Origin of the sequence: Streptomyces sp. NPDC058469, assembly GCF_042721125.1 — a bacterium.
Taxonomy (GTDB): domain Bacteria; phylum Actinomycetota; class Actinomycetes; order Streptomycetales; family Streptomycetaceae; genus Streptomyces.
Genome location: NZ_JBHXME010000016.1, coordinates 47,174 through 62,086 on the forward strand (window position 1 = coordinate 47,174; position 14,913 = coordinate 62,086).

The window sequence follows — 14,913 nt, forward strand, 5'->3', positions numbered from 1 at the left end:
GGGCGGGCGACGAGCGGGAAACGTTGGGCGGTGACGTCAGGGAGATTCCACACGATCCCTCTACCTCCCCTCGGCGGCTGTGTCCGGCCCGAAGATCACGGCCTTAAGGGCGGTCGCGAGGGTGGCCTGTGTGGCGTAAGGCAGACCGATCCGGTTCCAAGCAAAGATCATGTGATGAGCCAGTACGTCCCGAAGCCCCCGGTGGAGGGCCCCAGCCTCGTTGAGGCGGGCCAGCTCAGAGCCCGCTTCGGCGTAGGCCCGGGACCAGTCGACTGCGTGGACCAGCGGCCCGTTCGGCCGCAACGCGTACTCCGGGTTCACGGTGACTAACCGGCGGACAGCAGCGTGGAGTTGGCCGGGTTCGCGCGGCCCGGTGCCGCTCTCAGGTCGGCGGTGGACGGCGACGCGGGACCAGACGTCGCCTTGCTCGTACCAGTCCAGGTGGGCGGAGCGCATCATGAGGCTGCACAGCATGAGCGAGGTCTCGTGCCGGTGCCGGGCGGCGTCCGTGCGGAGAAAACTGACGAGGCCGCGGCTGTCGCGGTGGAAGAAGCGGTGAGCGGAGGCCATGGACTCGTCGCCGCCGAAGGCGTGGACCTCGGGCTCGTAGACGATCTCGGTCCAGCCCTTGATGTATTCCTCAGCGATCAACTGGTCGAGGCCGTTGCCGATGTACTCCTGCCCGCCCGGAGCGGCCAGGTAGCGGATACGCCAGCAGGGGTGCTTGCGGATGACGAACCACGCAGTGAGGGCACCGTGGTCTTCCGCAGCCAGCAGGAGTGGCGAGAGACGGGTCAACGCGGTGGTCTCGGCACGTTCCCAGTCTGGGAATGCGACGTTGATCTGGCACCAGGCCGGTGTGTTCATGAGGTGGTCCTTCGGGGGTGTTCACGCCAGAGCGAGGAAGGTGTCCCAGTGCGGGGCTGGAGCACGACCCGTGCCGAGGGTGTGCAGGGCGAGCGCGGCGCCGGCCGTCCCGTCTAGAAGTTCCGGCGAGTGGTTGTCCTGTTCGAGCGCGCTGATCAACCGCGCGGCCATCTGCGGCAGTTCAAGAACGATCTCGGGATTGTCCGTCTCCCTGTACATCCGCCAGGCGGCGTGCAGCAGCCCGGCCATGCCGTGGCACAGCCCGATCTCGGGAAGTTTGGCCTGTTGGAGCGGATCACGTAGGGCCGCGAGGATCGCGCCCTCAGCGGCCTGTACGCGAGCTCGGTCACCGAGGGCGAGCCCGGCGAGCTGCTGAGCACGAGCGGTGCCGCTGACCCCGTAGCACCAGGACGGGCGGGGCTGCAGGTCCGGGTGGACGTACTGCTCGGCCGCCTGCAGGGCGGTGATGTACCCCGGCCACCAGGGCGAGGCTTCGTCACCGTGACGCCAACGGTCCGTCCAGGCACAGATCCGCTCGACCGCCAGGGAAAGGCCCGGCGTGGTCAGGCCGTGCAGCACCGCCTGCGACAGGACGGCGAGCGCCGATCCGATGCCATGAGCGAGTCCGAAGTTCCCGTGTCCACTTGGGTAGTTCGGGTGGGGTGCACCCGTGGGCCCCACGTCCATCCACCACGGCGGCAGCCCCGATCCACCGGGCCGGTGCTCGGTGAGACGTACCAGGTAGGCGAGCACGTCGTGGGTGATCTCGTGGCGGGGATGTCGGCTCAGGTGGTAAGCGCCGAGCCCGGACAGCCCTTGGATCAGGTCGAATTCCTCCATCGGAGGCCGCCCGGCACGGTCCATCCGGCGGTGGGCTTCGGCCAGGCGCTTACGCGTGACGGTGATGGTGGCCGCGTCCAGGCGGTCGAGGACCCGGAGGTAGCGGCTCGATGCACTCGCAGCGCGGTGCACGAGGAAGGCGAGCGCGGGGGCGCCGAAGAACAGGTTGGCATTCGCGGCGGCGCTGATCTCGCCGTGCAGTGATGCGGTCAGCCAAGTGTGCGCGGTGTCCCAGTCGCCGTGACCTGTGCGGGCGCGTTCGACGTGCAGCAGGGCGATACCCGAGGCGCCCCCCGCGAGCGACTGGGGCCAAGACCGACCACCGTCGGGGCGGCCGTTGGGCCACACGCTGTCAGGGTCGGCCAGGGCATCGGCCAGTTTGTCGGCGGTCGACAGCGCGGTAGGGGCGGAGGCTGTCGTGATCACGCGGATCTCCTTGCTCGTGCCGACCAGCTCAGCGCGGCAGCTCTGGCCAGGTGAAGGTGGGTACGTTCCTCGGTCAGCCCCGGCCCGCGCATCCGCACGTGATGCAGGTGCAGCAAGTCGGGCAGCACGTCGCTGAGGCTGAGCGCCGAGGCGGCAAGCGCCTGCCGGTAGTCGGCGAGTGCTGCGTCCCGCGCTGCCCAGGCCGCGACGATCTCCTGACCCAGGTCCGCAGCCGGGTCGTTTACGAGCTCGATGGCCTGGCGGTACACGGTTCGGGGTGGAGCGTCCGGACTGGTGCGGGTGTGCTCGATGAGCCAACGCATCGCCTCGTCGCGGTCGCCGAGCAGGCCCGTGAGGATGGCGACCATGCTCGCGGCGGTGACCGCGCGGGCATCGGGCATGCCATTGTCAGCCTGGGCTGCGAGTTGGGCCACGGCTGCGGCTGAGTCGGCGGCGAAGAACCCTTCGGCAGCCCCGATCGCTCCAGGGCCGCCGAACCGGGCGGTTTCCGGGTGGTACGTCTCGACGCTGGCGTGGGTGATCAAACCGCGGCGGCGCAGGTGTCGGGTCCACGCGCCGACACGCTCGAATGCGGCGCCAACACTGCCGGGGGTACAGCTCAGCCGCAGGCGAAGGTGGTCGTCCGGGGACGGGTACCGGATGAACCACCAGTCAGGGTCGTCCAGTTCGTCAATGAGGGTCGGCAGGTCGCGGAGCAGGATCGGGTCCTGCCGGCCACGGTGCCCGTGAAGCTGAACGTAGAGGTGTTCGTCGCTTCCGGGCAGGTGGCCATGCTCACGGTGCAGCACCGGCCCGGCCCTGCGGACCGGCGCGACGCCTTGGTCTGCGGCCAGGGGGATGACGATCTCGTGTGCGCGCCCTCCGGTCCAACTCAGGTCTTGCGGGCGGGGAGCGGCCCGCAGGACCACGCGGCCGTCGCGGTCCAGGTGGGCCCGCAGCAGGGCCCGGTGGGACGGCTCGGCCAGGTCCAAGGCCATGGCCTGATCGGCTTCACTGAGGTACACGTGCTCGGGCAGCGCGACGTCGCGGCGCCAGCGGGTCAACGCCTGGTCCCACTTCGGCCACGATGCCAGCGCGGCGGGCAGGTCGTCGCCGGTAAGGAGCCATCGAGCCGGGGACAGGATGGTGCGGCCGTGGCGCAGGGCGGGCAGGAACGGGAGGTTGGAGGCCGCGGTGCCCCACATGAATCCCGTACAGGGGACGGCCAGTGCGGCGGGTGCCTCGGTGAGGAAGCGGGCAAGCGGGTGGGAGTGGTGGCCCAGGTCCACGGCGTTGAGCAGCAGCGTGTGCACCGGCCGGTCGCGGGACAGCGAGACGAGGTGGAGCAGGTCGGCGTCGGCGGTGACGGCCAGATCCGCCACCGGAATGACGTCGGTGTCCGGGGCTTGGTAGTCGCCGAGTGTGACCACCAGATCGGTGACTTGCGGAGCACGCGCGACGTTCTCGGCCTGCAGGGACAGCGGCGTGGAGCTGATTTGCGCGACGAGTGCGCCGCGATGAATTCCGGGCAACGCGGCGTACACACCGCGCATCCGTCGCTGGTCCTGGTCGGGCAGTATGCCCAGGAAGCGGCCGACGGTCGTTCCGGCCGAGCGCGCCACCCCGACGACGTGCATCGTGAACTCGCCCTGCTGGAGCGCGCTCAGACTGCTCGCGTCGATGCGTACGGTCAGCTCGGTGCTCGGCTGGACAGGGTGCGCTGGGTCACTGGTGGCGATCGCCTCCAGTGCGGCATCGTCGAGGTCGACCTCGAACTGGCGTCGCAGGGCGGCGGTGTGGGCGAGCTTGATGAGGTAGGCGTCGCGGTCGGGCAGCGGAGAGGGAGCCGGCGGGGCGGTGGCCCCGAGAAATCCGGGCGGATAGCCGAGGGCGTCGATGGCGTCCAGTACGGGAACGACGGCGCGAGGCCCGTACCTGTCCAGGAACCGGCCATGCCATGTAATCCAGCCGGTCAGCGCTGAGCGCGGCGCAAGACGCAGGAGCGCTCGGGCTGCCGTAGCTGCTTCTTGTGCCACATTCTCGGGGATGGTGAGGTCCCAGTCCAGCCGCACGTCGAGCACACTGCGGGGTGCCTCACGGATCGGGGCCGATTCGGCGGGCGAGAGGTGACGTGCGGAGCCGTTCATGGCAACGAGCGGGTCGGTGACCGTCATCGGCACGCGGAGGCTCGTGAGCAGGACGCTCAGCTCGACCAGGCCCGAGAGCATCTTCTCAATCGTCGTCACTGGGGCGTCGGGGTAGCTGGTGGCGAGCTTGGCGACGAGATCGCTCCACAGGATCGGGATCCGAGCCCCCGCCAGGGCCTCGCGGACGGGTCCGGTCACGCGTACCTGAACGTGCTCGGGGCCACCACCCTGCCGACCGCTGGGGCGGTGCTCAACGAGGACGTGGCCATCTCGCTCAATGGCGAGCGAGGACGTCAGCAGCATCAGGTGAGGCCGCAGTGTGGGGTGCTTCTCGAAACGGTCGGCGAGCGCCCTGGTGTGCGCCGCGTCCGTCTTGGCGGCGATGTGGTGCTCGGCCCCCACGCGGAGCGCGGGCGCCGTACCTATTCGGGCCGATGCAACCCCGGCGAACAGCCCGAACGGGGTGGACCGTGTTCGAGCGCGCAGCGCGTACCGCAGGACGGCGAGTACCGTGCGGCGCAGGGCTACTTCCGATAGCGGCTGCCCGGCAAGGACTTGCTGCACCTGGCGAGCGAGGTCGGGGCTCGCGGCTGCCACGGCGGTGGCGAACTCGGGCTGCTGCCAAGCCTGTTGGAGCCAACGCTGATGCGATGGAGCACTCGTGGAGTTGGTGGTGAGGTCCGGCCACACAGTCTGCCAGTCGGGCTGCCACGTAGCCGCCCGGATCAGTGCTGCATCAACGTGGCGGTACACAATTCCCCTCCTATGGCCGGGTGGTGCCCGGCCGCACCCGTGAGTGGGTGCGGCCGGGCACCGCGATGTACGCGATCGGATTCCTGCTACGGGCAGCTAGTGCAGGCCGTGCCACACGTGGAGTTGCATCCGTCGTTGGTCATGCGGATGAGTTGGTCCGCCGCCGGGCCGCCCTCCACGATGGCGACGTCGAGTTCGAAGTCGTCGACGGGCGCTTCCAGCACTCCGGTCGACTGCGCGGGCGCAACCGGCCGCTCCATCTGGATACTCATAGGTGCCTCCTCATAGGGGTGGGTGATGGTGCACGGTCCCGAGGCTCCAGGGCCTCGGGAGTCTGTTAGTCCCAGGCCACCGTCACGACGCCGTGGCGTCGTAGGACGGTGCCGGGAGGAAGGGCCACAGGGGCAGGGCCGGGCCGGTAGCGAAAGGTCGCGGCACCCCGGCGACGGTGGTTCTGTGCCCAACGGCGAAGCAGGGTCACGTACTGGTCCGCGAGGCTGTCGGCCCGCGGACCGTGAGCGATCACGCCGCTCTCGAAGCCACCAGTGTTCTCGTTCTCCCGGCGAGTGCGATAAGCGACACTGTCACTGCTCACGAGCGCCGGCACACCCTTGAGAGCGGACGCCTCGATGAGGCCGCTGTCGACGATGCTCTCTGCCGCGTACAGACGGGCAGGGCTCGGAAGGTTCAGCGTGAGGAACAACTCCAGTTCGTCGGGGAGGTCGTAGGCGGCCCCGGACCAGCGCTCCACCCTCGGGGTGTCGAGGGCACGGTTCAACGTCGGTACGTCCAACGTGACCCGCATATCGTCGGTCTGCAGGGCAATACCCTGGCGCAGCAAGCCCTTGCGCTCCTCAGCGGCGCCCTCGCCCTGCATAGGCACGAAGTGAGCAAGACCGTACGAGCGGCTGATCAGGTCATCACCATCACGATCGAAGGCGATCGAGCGGGTTGTGCCGACGATGGAGAGCGGGACAACGATCCGGCCCTTCTCGGTGAGGCCGTTGATCCACGCTGGGGGAATGTCCCATGCTTCTACGGTCACGATGATCAGGTCATACGGGGCACCGTCGGGCATGCCGTTCTCACCGTCGGCCACCATCGTCCGGACCTGGCTGTAGCCCGCGCCATCGAGACAGTGGCGGGCCCGTTCGATGACGTCGCGGTCGATGTCGACGCTGGTGACCTTGCCCGTGCTGCCGACGAGTTCCTGTAGATAGGCGGCGTTGACGCCGCCTGAGCCGATCTCCAGTACATTCATGCCGGGCTGTACCTCGGCCTGCTCCAGCATGACCGCCTGGAGGTGGGCCGTGGACATGACGCTGGTCTCCTGGCCGTGCTCGTCCTTCTTAACCGGCACAGTCCGGTGCAGGTCGTACACGAGTTCCAGCGGTGCATCAGGCGCGAACAGGTGCCGAGGGACCGCAGCGAAGGCAGCGGCAACACGGTCAGTCTTGACTCCATCCTGCTCGCGCAAGGAACGGAGCATGCTCGCGCGCAGTACGTCAGGGTCGTGAACGATGGGGGCGTCGGTTGAGGTCATGCGAATACCTGGTTCGTCGAAGGGGTGTGTGGGGCTCAGATCTGGGCAACGCCGAGGACGCTAGTCAGGGCTTCAGTTTCCGTGGCTGAGTACGCGCCGCGCAGCCAGGCGCGATGCGAAGTGATGCGACACGAACATCAGGTGCTCGCGAGCTCGGCAACCGCACGGCAACGTCAGCCGTCAACGCGACCATCACGATGCCTCATCGGGGATCGCCAGTGAGCACCACGTCATCGTGCCGTCGGGGCTCACACCCCACTCCTGCGCGACGGCCGCGACGAGCAACAGGCCGCGGCCGTTTTCGTCCGCCACGCCCGCCGAACGCAGCCGCGCCGGAGTCGGAGTGCCGTCGGTCACCTCGATGCGAAGTTCATCGGCGAAGCGCCGCACTCTGAGTCCGACCGGTCTTCCCTTGCCATGTTTGACGGCGTTGGTGACCAACTCAGAGACGACGAGCGTGGCGTCGTCGGTCAGTGTGATCAGGTCCCATTGACTCAGATGGTCCCTGGTGATTTGTCTCATCTGCGCGGCGCGGATCTCAGCCGGGATGAAGTCAACCTTGAAGCTGCACTCGCCTGCCTGGTCCTCGGATGAGGAACTGAAGGTGACAGACTCCCTGGACGTCATCGCACCCACCGCGAACGTGATGCCTCGTTCGGCCCTCATCCTGCCTCCGAGAGCATGTGTGCGGGGACGGAGGCGTGGGCGGGAATGAACCCCCGCGGCATGGCAAACAGGGGCTGCCCAAGGGCCCGCCAGAAGAGCCGATCGCCGGTGAACGCACTGCGTGCGTGCAGCCAGCGTTCGTTATCCAGCAGGTAGCCCTGGCCGGGAGCCAGGGGAAGACGCACCTGGTGGCGTATGGCTGCGGCCCGCAGTTGCGGGAGGTAGGGCTGGACTATCGGGTTCCAGCGCGCCAGCCCGTCGAACCGGAGGCGAACGGACACCCGCAGGTCGTGGTGGACGGTGAATACCTGTGTGGGGTGGCCATCTCCGGCACCGAAGAAGGCGGTGCGGGGTTGCGCCAGGGCAACGCCGGCCTGCCGATGACCAGAGAAGAGGTCGGAGTGCACGGCCTGCCCATCGGTGAGTAGGCATTCCCCACCGGTCACGGCAACTTGCCCGCACACAAGGAGCATCAGACGGGGCGGATTGGGTGTACCGGAGCGTTCGGTGTGCGGATCGAGGGGGCCGTTGCTGAACCCCGCGAAGCCCGCCCGATGCGCGTCGCGTCGGGTGTCGCAGATCGTGGTGAGACCGTCCGGGCCACTGTCGCGGTGCGGCACTACATTCATGATCCGGGTCGCAAAGGCGAGCACGGCAGTGCGTGAGGCAAGACCGTCGACAGTGACCAAGCCCGTTTCCCGTAGCCGCCCCGCGATCCTTTCTTCCGCGCCCGGCACCCGAAGGTCAATACGGTTGCGCACGAAGGCATCGGGGTACGGCTGATGGACTCGGCGCATCCTGGATCTCCTTAGCGGGGCTGCGGTGCTTCCACTGTTCGGCGCCGCTGGTGCGGCGGTAAAGCGACATATTGTCGACTCGGGCAATTCGCCCATGCCCCTCTCGCGCCACGGGGCGCGTGCTACGTTCCGAACACCCCCGGCCGCACGCTCAATCCGAGGAGAGCGATGGCGTACACGCCCCCCACATGGCCCGTCTCCGTCAAGGGCGTCGCCGTGGACGGTCAGCGACGCGTACTGCTGCTGAAGAACGAACGTGAGGAGTGGGAACTGCCCGGAGGCCGACTCGAACTCTCCGATGCCACACCAGAGTTCACCGTGGAGCGGGAGATCGAGGAGGAGACTGGCTGGGCGGTGAAGGCCGGTCCGATCCTGGACGCGTGGATCTACCAGCCTCTGCCCGTGGCCATGCCGGACCGACGAGTTGTGATCGTCACCTACGGCTGCATCGTCCTCACCCCGGACATGGCCCCCGTGCTGAGCCACGAGCACAAACAACTGGGCATGTTCACGGCCGACGAAGTGCCCGGCTTGACCATGCCAGACGGATACAAGCAGTCCATCTCCGCCTGGTACGCACGGATGTGACCGACGATGGACGGCAGGTTGATGGCACGACGCCCTCAACACACCTTGTGGCACTGGGCAACCCCGCAGGCCGAGACGATCCTCGCCAAGCGCGACCTCGGCGCCATCCTGCGCTTCCACCGCACCGTGCACGGCATGAACCAGACCGAACTCGGACAGGTCCTCGGTTACGACAAGACGTACATCTCGCTCCTCGAACTCGGCAAACGGAACCTTGAAGACATCGGCTCCCGCCGACACATCGCCGAGACGCTGCGTCTGCCCCCGCACGTCGTCGGCGTCACCGATCCAGCCGACACCGACCACCGCGCCATGCTCCAGTTCGGCGAGTCCACGGTCCGCCTCGCCGAGATCGCCCGACAGTCCGGACACGCCTCCGAAGCCGTCGCCGAGCTGTGGCCCCTGGTCGCCCGGCTCGAAGCCCGCATGGAGGAGGGGCACACGGAACGCGACGTCCTGCACCTCCTGGCCCGAGCCCGTGTCGGCCTCGGCGTCGCCCTGGGCAACGTCCTGCCGGAGGAACGACTGAGCACCGCCGCCCACTGGACCGCGAAGAGCATCGACATCGCCCGATACTTCGGCGAACCGCCTTTCACCTCCTATGTGCTGCGCATGCACGGCAACGAACTGCGAAAGGCACGCCTCCACGGAGCCGCCGTTGACCGACTCCAGCACGCGGCTGCCCTCGCACCCGATCGCGAGGCGAAGGCGGCCGTACTTCCGCTGCTTGCTCGCGCGGCCGGCGCCTTTCGGAACCAGACCCTGTTCGACGAGGCGATGCGGGAGACGAACCAGCTCCTCGACGAGACCGAACACACGTCGTTGTTCAACCCCTACGCCCTGCACGAGATCCGTCTGCGAGGGCTGATGGCCACCGGCAGGACCGACATCGCCATACAGCTGATCGAGCAGGGCAGTCCTGTACCGACGACTACCGTCGCCCCTCAGTGGCGCGTGATCGAGCTCATCACCGTGGCCCAAGTACGGCTGGCTGCCGACGACCCAGGCAGCGCCGCGCAGTCCCTGCACACCGCTGTCGACGAAGCAGTCCGCCAGCGGCTTCCCCACCAGTTGCAACGCATCGTGCGCGCGGCGGACTACCGGCTGCCGGAGATCAGGGAAGTCGCAGACCATGCCCTGGACCGGATTCGGCAAGAGATGGCCGCCTAACTTGATCTCGCCCCAGAGCAGCACCGGCTGGCATCGGTCGCTCGACTTAAGGAACGTGGTCATGGGCCCATCGCACCGCGTCGCGAAGCCGTCCACCAGGGGAATCCAGAGGGGGAAAAATCTGTCAAGGGGGGAAATCCTGGGGGGAATTGAGGCCATGATTGAAATCCGCCCACAACAGAGGTCACACTCATGACAGATCCGTTCGCCGAACTGTTGCTCCGGCTCCGGAGGGAAGCAGGCCGGACACAGGAGCAGCAGGCAGACGCGATCAACGCTGCCTCAGGCCGGGAAACCGTGACCCGACGTGAGATCACCCGCTACGAGAAGTCCGAGAACATCCCTACGAACCACACACTCGCCCACATCGCAGTGGCCACCGGCGTCCCCTTCGACGAACTACTGCGGGAGGCCAAGGCCGCCCGCGCCCGCCGGAGGAGGGGAAACGTCCGTGAAGAGGAGGACCAGGACGACGTGAAGCGCCGCACGCTGCTGGGCAGCGCCGCCATCGGCGTAAGCGCGGCTGCCGAGCCTTGGGGACGGCTCGCCTTCGCTCTCAGCAAGGGCTCCCGCATCGACGCACCCGCCGCTATCGCACTCATCAACCGAGCTGCTGACCTGCACGTCCAGGAACTCAATCTCAGCGCTCGCCGCTTGCAAAGCACGGTTGAGTCACACCTTGACGCGATCACCGTAGTTCTGCCTCACGCCGGCGAGCACGAACGGGCTCTCACCATCGCAGCCGGGGAAACCGCCGCCCTTGCCGGATGGGTGGCCTGGGACTTGGGCGAGTACGACAAGGCCGACGCCTATTACGACGTCACGACTGAGTGCGCGGCGAAGGCCGGGCATCCTCCCCTCAGAGCGTTGGCCCTCACCTACGCCAGCTATGGGGCTCCGACAGCGAAGAGGAAGCTAGAACTCCTGTCTCAGGCATCGCAGGATGTGCGTGGCCACGGCAACGCCACGGCCGCGGCCTGGGTTCTCGGAAGGCACGCGGAGGAAGCCGCCGCGGTCGGCGACGAGACAGGGGCGCTGCGTGTGCTTGACCGAGCACGCTTCGCTTATGACTTCGCGGATCACAGCAGCGAACAGGCATGGGTCCGCTTCGTGACGCCGTACCGGATGGATTCGTTGGCCCTTTCCGTGTACGGGCAGTTGAGGCGATCCGAACTCACCGCCACGGCCGACACCGCCGTCGACCGACTCGGGGACGAACTACCGGACGGCGGCGTCGTCGTCCTCGGTGATCTCGCCTCGGCCCTGCTGCGCGGAGGCGACGTCGACCAAGGCGTCTATGTATCACGCCAGTTCACGGCCGCGTCACAAGCCAAGCCCAACACTATGGGCAAGGAACGCGCCGCGAAAATCGCCGCGCGGCTCCCCGACAGTGAGCGGGAACTCGCCCACCACTTGCGACAGTTCGCGTCCTGAATCGATCCCCTCGATCGGTACACGGGCAAGCTCGGAACCCAATCACCGACGCACGGCACGTCGCTCCTCAATCCCGTGTTGTCTCCTCAACAACCCACGACAGATACGCCTCAGACCCGCCGGTCACAGGCAGCGTGATCCACTGAGGAACGTCGTACGGGTGCCTCTCGGAGAGCCATGCCTCCAACTGCGGGAGACGGTCTGCCGTCGTCATGTACGAGATACGCCACTCCTGCGCCGTCTCGATCTCGTCCTTCCACCAGTAGACGGCGGTGATCGGCGCGTCGATGTGAACGCCCGCTGCCAACTTGCTCTCAATCGCACCACGTGCCAGCACCCTTGCCTGGTCCTCGTCGTCGATGGTCGTCTGCGCAATCACAATCTCGTTGGCCATGCAACTACCTCTCCAGCTCCGTGTACCACGACCCTACTTAGCAGCCTCTGATTCGCTACGGCAGAGCAGTTGGCTCACCTCGGGCAGCCTGCGGTGACTCCACTCGCATGTTCGACGGCAGTGCGTCGCCTCAGCGACCATGGAGTCGTGCGCAGATTCGCGCCGATCAGGCGAGTGCCACGCCATCGGCGCGTGGCAGCCGAACTGTCTGGACGACCCGCCACTTATAGGAAGCACGCTCACGTCGCATTTCGACAAGATCGATACGCTCGATCAGTAGGTCTGTGGGCGGCAACGACCGGAGGCGTTTCACGGCGGCATGGACGGGGCCGGCCGGACCTGCTGTGTGGCAGTAGCCGATCCCGATGTGCGGTCTGAGTCTGCTGGTGCTCTTCATGGGGGGCAGCCCGCATCTGGCCGCCGTCTCAACCAGGAGCTGATGGAGGGAGATAACGGGAGTCCAGGGAGCAACGCTGTAGCGGAGGGCTCCGCGGGATCCGGTCAGGGGCAGAGCCGAAAGTTTGAACGCGTGTGGCGCGCGGGCCTGAACAGCCTTGGTGAGATACCTGAGTTGGTCGTCATTGACTTCAGCGGTGCGACCGATGCGTCCGAGCGTGAGGTGGAAGTCCTCCGCGCCAACTAGATCGAACACTCCGAGATCGCGGACCAGATCCTGGCTCCGCAGAGCGTGAGCGACGAACGTGTGGTCGTCGGGGATGGTGATCAGCCAGTAGTAGGCCCGGGTCTCCGCAGTCCATCCAGGGCGCTGCCAGTGGTCTTGCATCTGGACTAGTTCATCGAAAGCCTGCCACTCGTGGGAAGCGATGACCCCAGGATCATCCAGGTCCGGAGGAGGAGCGGCGGGGAACGCGTCCGGGTGCGATATCAGCGAAGCCATCCCGTTGACGACGTCCTTCCTGAGGCATCTCCTGATACGGACATCGTGACAGATTCGGTCAACTGTCGTACGCGAGGGGTGTCTGACCACGCCCGCAGGGCCTCGCCGTACTCGCGTACGGCCGCAGTCTCCTTCCAGCTCTTGGCACTGCGGTGCAGGGCGTGAGCACGCTGGACGACTGAAAGGATCAGGGGGCCGTGCTGTGCGTCGTCCAGGACCTGGCGCCCCAAGAGCATGGCGTGCTCGACGTCCGTACTACGGCCGGAAACGAGGACGGTTGCGACGTCGAGTGCCACCAGGGAGCGGGTCCAATCCGATTCAGAGGTGGCGACGTGCCCGCTGATCTCGTTCTCATAGCGCAGGACGTCTGCGGTGTCACCGAGAGAGACATGGCCGGTGATCGCGTTTGCCAAAGTGCGGGGAAGACCGTAAGGCTCCAGAGAAATACATGGAGTGAGAGCGGAGCTGACGTCGTGTCGGGCGGTGAGGTCTTCGGCCGCCAAGATCGCTTTGAGCGTGCCAGGACGGTCACCTTGGCGGGCGAGTGCGCGGGCAAGTCCGTTGACCTGCAAGCGGATCGCCTGCGGATGGTCGGGAGCAAGGTCGATCCCCGCGCTGGCCCAGCGAACCGCGTCCGTGAGGTTACCTCGGTAGTAAGCGGACAACGACAGCGTGCCGTGGGCCCACATGACCGTTTCCAGATCGCCGATGTCCGTCGCCATGACAACTGCTTCAGTGCAGTAGGCCGTGGTCAGGTTGTGGCGTCCAGCGTTGACGGCCATGTAACCCAGGACCGCCGAGGTGCGTGAGGCGATCCGGAATAGCTCGGCACGGTGGGAAGGTGGCTGGTGCCCTTGCAGCAGTTTGTGCAGACGGGAGCGGAGCCGGCGTGTCTCCGCTGCGAGCCGGGAGGGACCCGTGGGGCCGTCAGACTCGTACTCCTCGATGATGCGCAGCAGTACGTTGCCCGATGCCTGAAGGGCGACCGACGCAGTATTGGATGCCAGCAGGACGTCAAGGGTCGATGTGATGTCTACGGGGCTGTCCCAGTGCGGCTCGACGGCGACCGTATCGACCACGCCACCTTCAAGCAGGGTGTGGCGTTTCGTGCCGTCCTGGTCCCCCTCTTCACGGACGTTCCCCTTCCTCCGGCGGGCGCGGGCGGCCTTGGCCTCCCGCAGTAGTTCGTCGAAGGGGACGCCGGTGGCCACTGCGATGTGGGCGAGTGTGTGGTTCGTAGGGATGTTCTCGGACTTCTCGTAGCGGGTGATCTCACGTCGGGTCACGGTTTCCCGGCCTGAGGCAGCGTTGATCGCGTCGGCCTGCTGGTCTTGCGTCCGGCCTGCGTCCTTCCGGAGCTGGATCAGCAGTTCCGCGAACGGGTCTGTTGCCATGAGCGTGACCTTGTCGTCGTGTGTGTGCCAATCATGGCTGCAACTTCCCTCCCCTGTTTCCCCCTTGACAGATTTTTTCCCCCTCTGATTTCCCCTGGTGGGGCGCCCGGGCTCGCGAGACGGTCACTCTGTGACCACGATCCGTACAGGGCTTCCTTCGGAGCGACCCGATCGACATGGCTTCGCTCGCCGGGGCAGTCCCGCGCCTTCGTCCTCCGGTCACGTGAAATCACTCCTCTCGGAAGGACTACCGCTTCCATGCTCCGGCTCCTGATCCAACCGCCGTCCGTCCACTCCGCACGGCTGGCCCGCTAACCAGTCGCAGGGACGGTCCCGGTCCCCCTGCCGGCCTCGTCCCGCCCGGTTCTTAGGCCCACCGACGCGGGGTGGACGGGCCCAAGCCCGTGCTCCCGCCGCGTGTGGGGGAGATCCGGTTCTCCTTCCAGCGGTCCGGCGAGCGCTGCCGACCCTTCCTGCGCCACACCATCCGTACGCCCGGACCTTCCGGGCCTTCCCCGAAACGAAAACATGACTCGCGCGCATCAAGGACTTCGGGCCTGTCGAAGACCCGCAGATCGCCGCCACGGTCAGCCGGGCGAACGGTGTCTCACTGCCGAGCCGGAAGATGCCCGTGGCAGCGGCTTCGAACCCCACGCTGGCCAGCGTGCTCCCGGCCGCCTGTCTGGCCTCATTACCTGTCGAGGTGCCGGTCAGCGACCTGTTCGACACCTTGGTCCTGCCCGAATCACAGGCTCGGCAGGCCCTCGCTCGTCTTGCTCATCACCGCCTTCATCCCGTGGGCGCGGCCCTTTCCCGACCTGGCGAGTGGGTGCTGTTCCTCCCGCCCGGGTCGGGTTACGAGACGGACTGGCCGACGCCGGCGGTTCACAAGGACAGCGGAACGCTCCAGGTACCGCCGGTGAAGGCCCGGCCGACGGGCACCTGCGCTGGGCTCGTCTCGGCAGCGCCGGACGTACCGGCCGGGCCTTCACAGCG

The 14,913-nt window shown here is 67.1% G+C and carries 13 protein-coding genes; 3 read left to right on the forward strand and 10 right to left on the reverse strand.

Annotated elements, in window-relative coordinates; all coding sequences use genetic code 11:
* Positions 1 to 60: 60 nt before the first annotated feature.
* The 7 genes from ACFWP5_RS11160 to ACFWP5_RS11190 all read right to left on the reverse strand — a co-directional run bounded on the left by ACFWP5_RS11160 (position 61) and on the right by ACFWP5_RS11190 (position 8,039).
* Entirely contained in the window at positions 61 to 867 is an 807-nt protein-coding gene (locus tag ACFWP5_RS11160) for a thiopeptide-type bacteriocin biosynthesis protein (RefSeq protein ID WP_384153719.1), read from the reverse strand.
* 21 nt (positions 868 to 888) lie between these two features.
* Positions 889 to 2,133, reverse strand: a complete 1,245-nt coding sequence (locus ACFWP5_RS11165; protein ID WP_384153722.1) for a lanthionine synthetase C family protein — start codon at positions 2,131 to 2,133, stop codon at positions 889 to 891.
* Positions 2,130 to 5,033 carry a lantibiotic dehydratase gene (locus ACFWP5_RS11170; protein ID WP_384153725.1) on the reverse strand — a complete coding sequence of 968 codons (2,904 nt, stop codon included), beginning with the start codon at positions 5,031 to 5,033 and terminating at the stop codon, positions 2,130 to 2,132. The genes ACFWP5_RS11165 and ACFWP5_RS11170 overlap by 4 nt, the downstream gene beginning before the upstream one ends.
* An 86-nt stretch (positions 5,034 to 5,119) precedes the next feature.
* Positions 5,120 to 5,305: an FxLD family lanthipeptide gene (locus ACFWP5_RS11175; RefSeq protein ID WP_384153728.1), complete on the reverse strand. Its 186-nt coding sequence runs from the start codon at positions 5,303 to 5,305 to the stop codon at positions 5,120 to 5,122.
* A 65-nt stretch (positions 5,306 to 5,370) separates the two neighbouring features.
* Positions 5,371 to 6,576: a methyltransferase, FxLD system gene (fxlM, locus tag ACFWP5_RS11180; RefSeq protein ID WP_384153731.1), complete on the reverse strand. Its 1,206-nt coding sequence runs from the start codon at positions 6,574 to 6,576 to the stop codon at positions 5,371 to 5,373.
* Positions 6,577 to 6,768: 192 nt separating this feature from the next.
* Positions 6,769 to 7,242, reverse strand: a complete 474-nt coding sequence (locus tag ACFWP5_RS11185; RefSeq protein WP_384153734.1) for an ATP-binding protein — start codon at positions 7,240 to 7,242, stop codon at positions 6,769 to 6,771.
* The gene (locus tag ACFWP5_RS11190) at positions 7,239 to 8,039 is read right to left on the reverse strand and encodes a TauD/TfdA family dioxygenase (protein WP_384153737.1); all 801 of its coding nucleotides are present in this window, start codon (positions 8,037 to 8,039) and stop codon (positions 7,239 to 7,241) included. Before ACFWP5_RS11190 ends, ACFWP5_RS11185 begins: the two co-directional genes overlap by 4 nt.
* Before the next feature lie 168 nt (positions 8,040 to 8,207).
* Between ACFWP5_RS11190 and ACFWP5_RS11195 the strand changes: the two genes are divergently transcribed.
* The 3 genes from ACFWP5_RS11195 to ACFWP5_RS11205 all read left to right on the forward strand — a co-directional run bounded on the left by ACFWP5_RS11195 (position 8,208) and on the right by ACFWP5_RS11205 (position 11,231).
* Positions 8,208 to 8,627, forward strand: a complete 420-nt coding sequence (locus ACFWP5_RS11195) for an NUDIX domain-containing protein (protein ID WP_384153740.1) — start codon at positions 8,208 to 8,210, stop codon at positions 8,625 to 8,627.
* A gap of 21 nt (positions 8,628 to 8,648) precedes the next feature.
* On the forward strand, positions 8,649 to 9,797 hold the full coding sequence (locus ACFWP5_RS11200; RefSeq protein WP_384153743.1) for a helix-turn-helix domain-containing protein: 1,149 nt from the start codon (positions 8,649 to 8,651) through the stop codon (positions 9,795 to 9,797).
* Between the two features lie 192 nt (positions 9,798 to 9,989).
* The gene (locus ACFWP5_RS11205) at positions 9,990 to 11,231 is read left to right on the forward strand and encodes a helix-turn-helix transcriptional regulator (RefSeq protein ID WP_384153746.1); all 1,242 of its coding nucleotides are present in this window, start codon (positions 9,990 to 9,992) and stop codon (positions 11,229 to 11,231) included.
* A 67-nt stretch (positions 11,232 to 11,298) separates the two neighbouring features.
* Here ACFWP5_RS11205 and cutA read toward each other — a convergent pair whose 3' ends face one another.
* The 3 genes from cutA to ACFWP5_RS11220 all read right to left on the reverse strand — a co-directional run bounded on the left by cutA (position 11,299) and on the right by ACFWP5_RS11220 (position 13,917).
* On the reverse strand, positions 11,299 to 11,625 hold the full coding sequence (gene cutA, locus ACFWP5_RS11210) for a divalent-cation tolerance protein CutA (protein WP_384153749.1): 327 nt from the start codon (positions 11,623 to 11,625) through the stop codon (positions 11,299 to 11,301).
* A gap of 166 nt (positions 11,626 to 11,791) precedes the next feature.
* A complete protein-coding gene (locus ACFWP5_RS11215; protein ID WP_384153752.1) occupies positions 11,792 to 12,523 on the reverse strand; it encodes a 2'-5' RNA ligase family protein in 732 nt (243 codons plus the stop codon).
* Positions 12,511 to 13,917: a helix-turn-helix domain-containing protein gene (locus ACFWP5_RS11220; protein WP_384153755.1), complete on the reverse strand. Its 1,407-nt coding sequence runs from the start codon at positions 13,915 to 13,917 to the stop codon at positions 12,511 to 12,513. The genes ACFWP5_RS11215 and ACFWP5_RS11220 overlap by 13 nt, the downstream gene beginning before the upstream one ends.
* Between the last annotated feature and the right edge of the window lie 996 nt (positions 13,918 to 14,913).

Coding starts and splice junctions, on each gene's coding strand:
- ACFWP5_RS11220 (WP_384153755.1), bottom strand. CDS start 13,917: ATGGCAACAGACCCGTTCGCGGAACTGCTGATCCAGCTCCGGAAGGAC.
- fxlM (WP_384153731.1), bottom strand. CDS start 6,576: ATGACCTCAACCGACGCCCCCATCGTTCACGACCCTGACGTACTGCGC.
- ACFWP5_RS11185 (WP_384153734.1), bottom strand. CDS start 7,242: ATGAGGGCCGAACGAGGCATCACGTTCGCGGTGGGTGCGATGACGTCC.
- ACFWP5_RS11215 (WP_384153752.1), bottom strand. CDS start 12,523: ATGGCTTCGCTGATATCGCACCCGGACGCGTTCCCCGCCGCTCCTCCT.
- ACFWP5_RS11175 (WP_384153728.1), bottom strand. CDS start 5,305: ATGAGTATCCAGATGGAGCGGCCGGTTGCGCCCGCGCAGTCGACCGGA.
- ACFWP5_RS11190 (WP_384153737.1), bottom strand. CDS start 8,039: ATGCGCCGAGTCCATCAGCCGTACCCCGATGCCTTCGTGCGCAACCGT.
- ACFWP5_RS11160 (WP_384153719.1), bottom strand. CDS start 867: ATGAACACACCGGCCTGGTGCCAGATCAACGTCGCATTCCCAGACTGG.
- ACFWP5_RS11195 (WP_384153740.1), top strand. CDS start 8,208: ATGGCGTACACGCCCCCCACATGGCCCGTCTCCGTCAAGGGCGTCGCC.
- cutA (WP_384153749.1), bottom strand. CDS start 11,625: ATGGCCAACGAGATTGTGATTGCGCAGACGACCATCGACGACGAGGAC.
- ACFWP5_RS11200 (WP_384153743.1), top strand. CDS start 8,649: ATGGCACGACGCCCTCAACACACCTTGTGGCACTGGGCAACCCCGCAG.
- ACFWP5_RS11205 (WP_384153746.1), top strand. CDS start 9,990: ATGACAGATCCGTTCGCCGAACTGTTGCTCCGGCTCCGGAGGGAAGCA.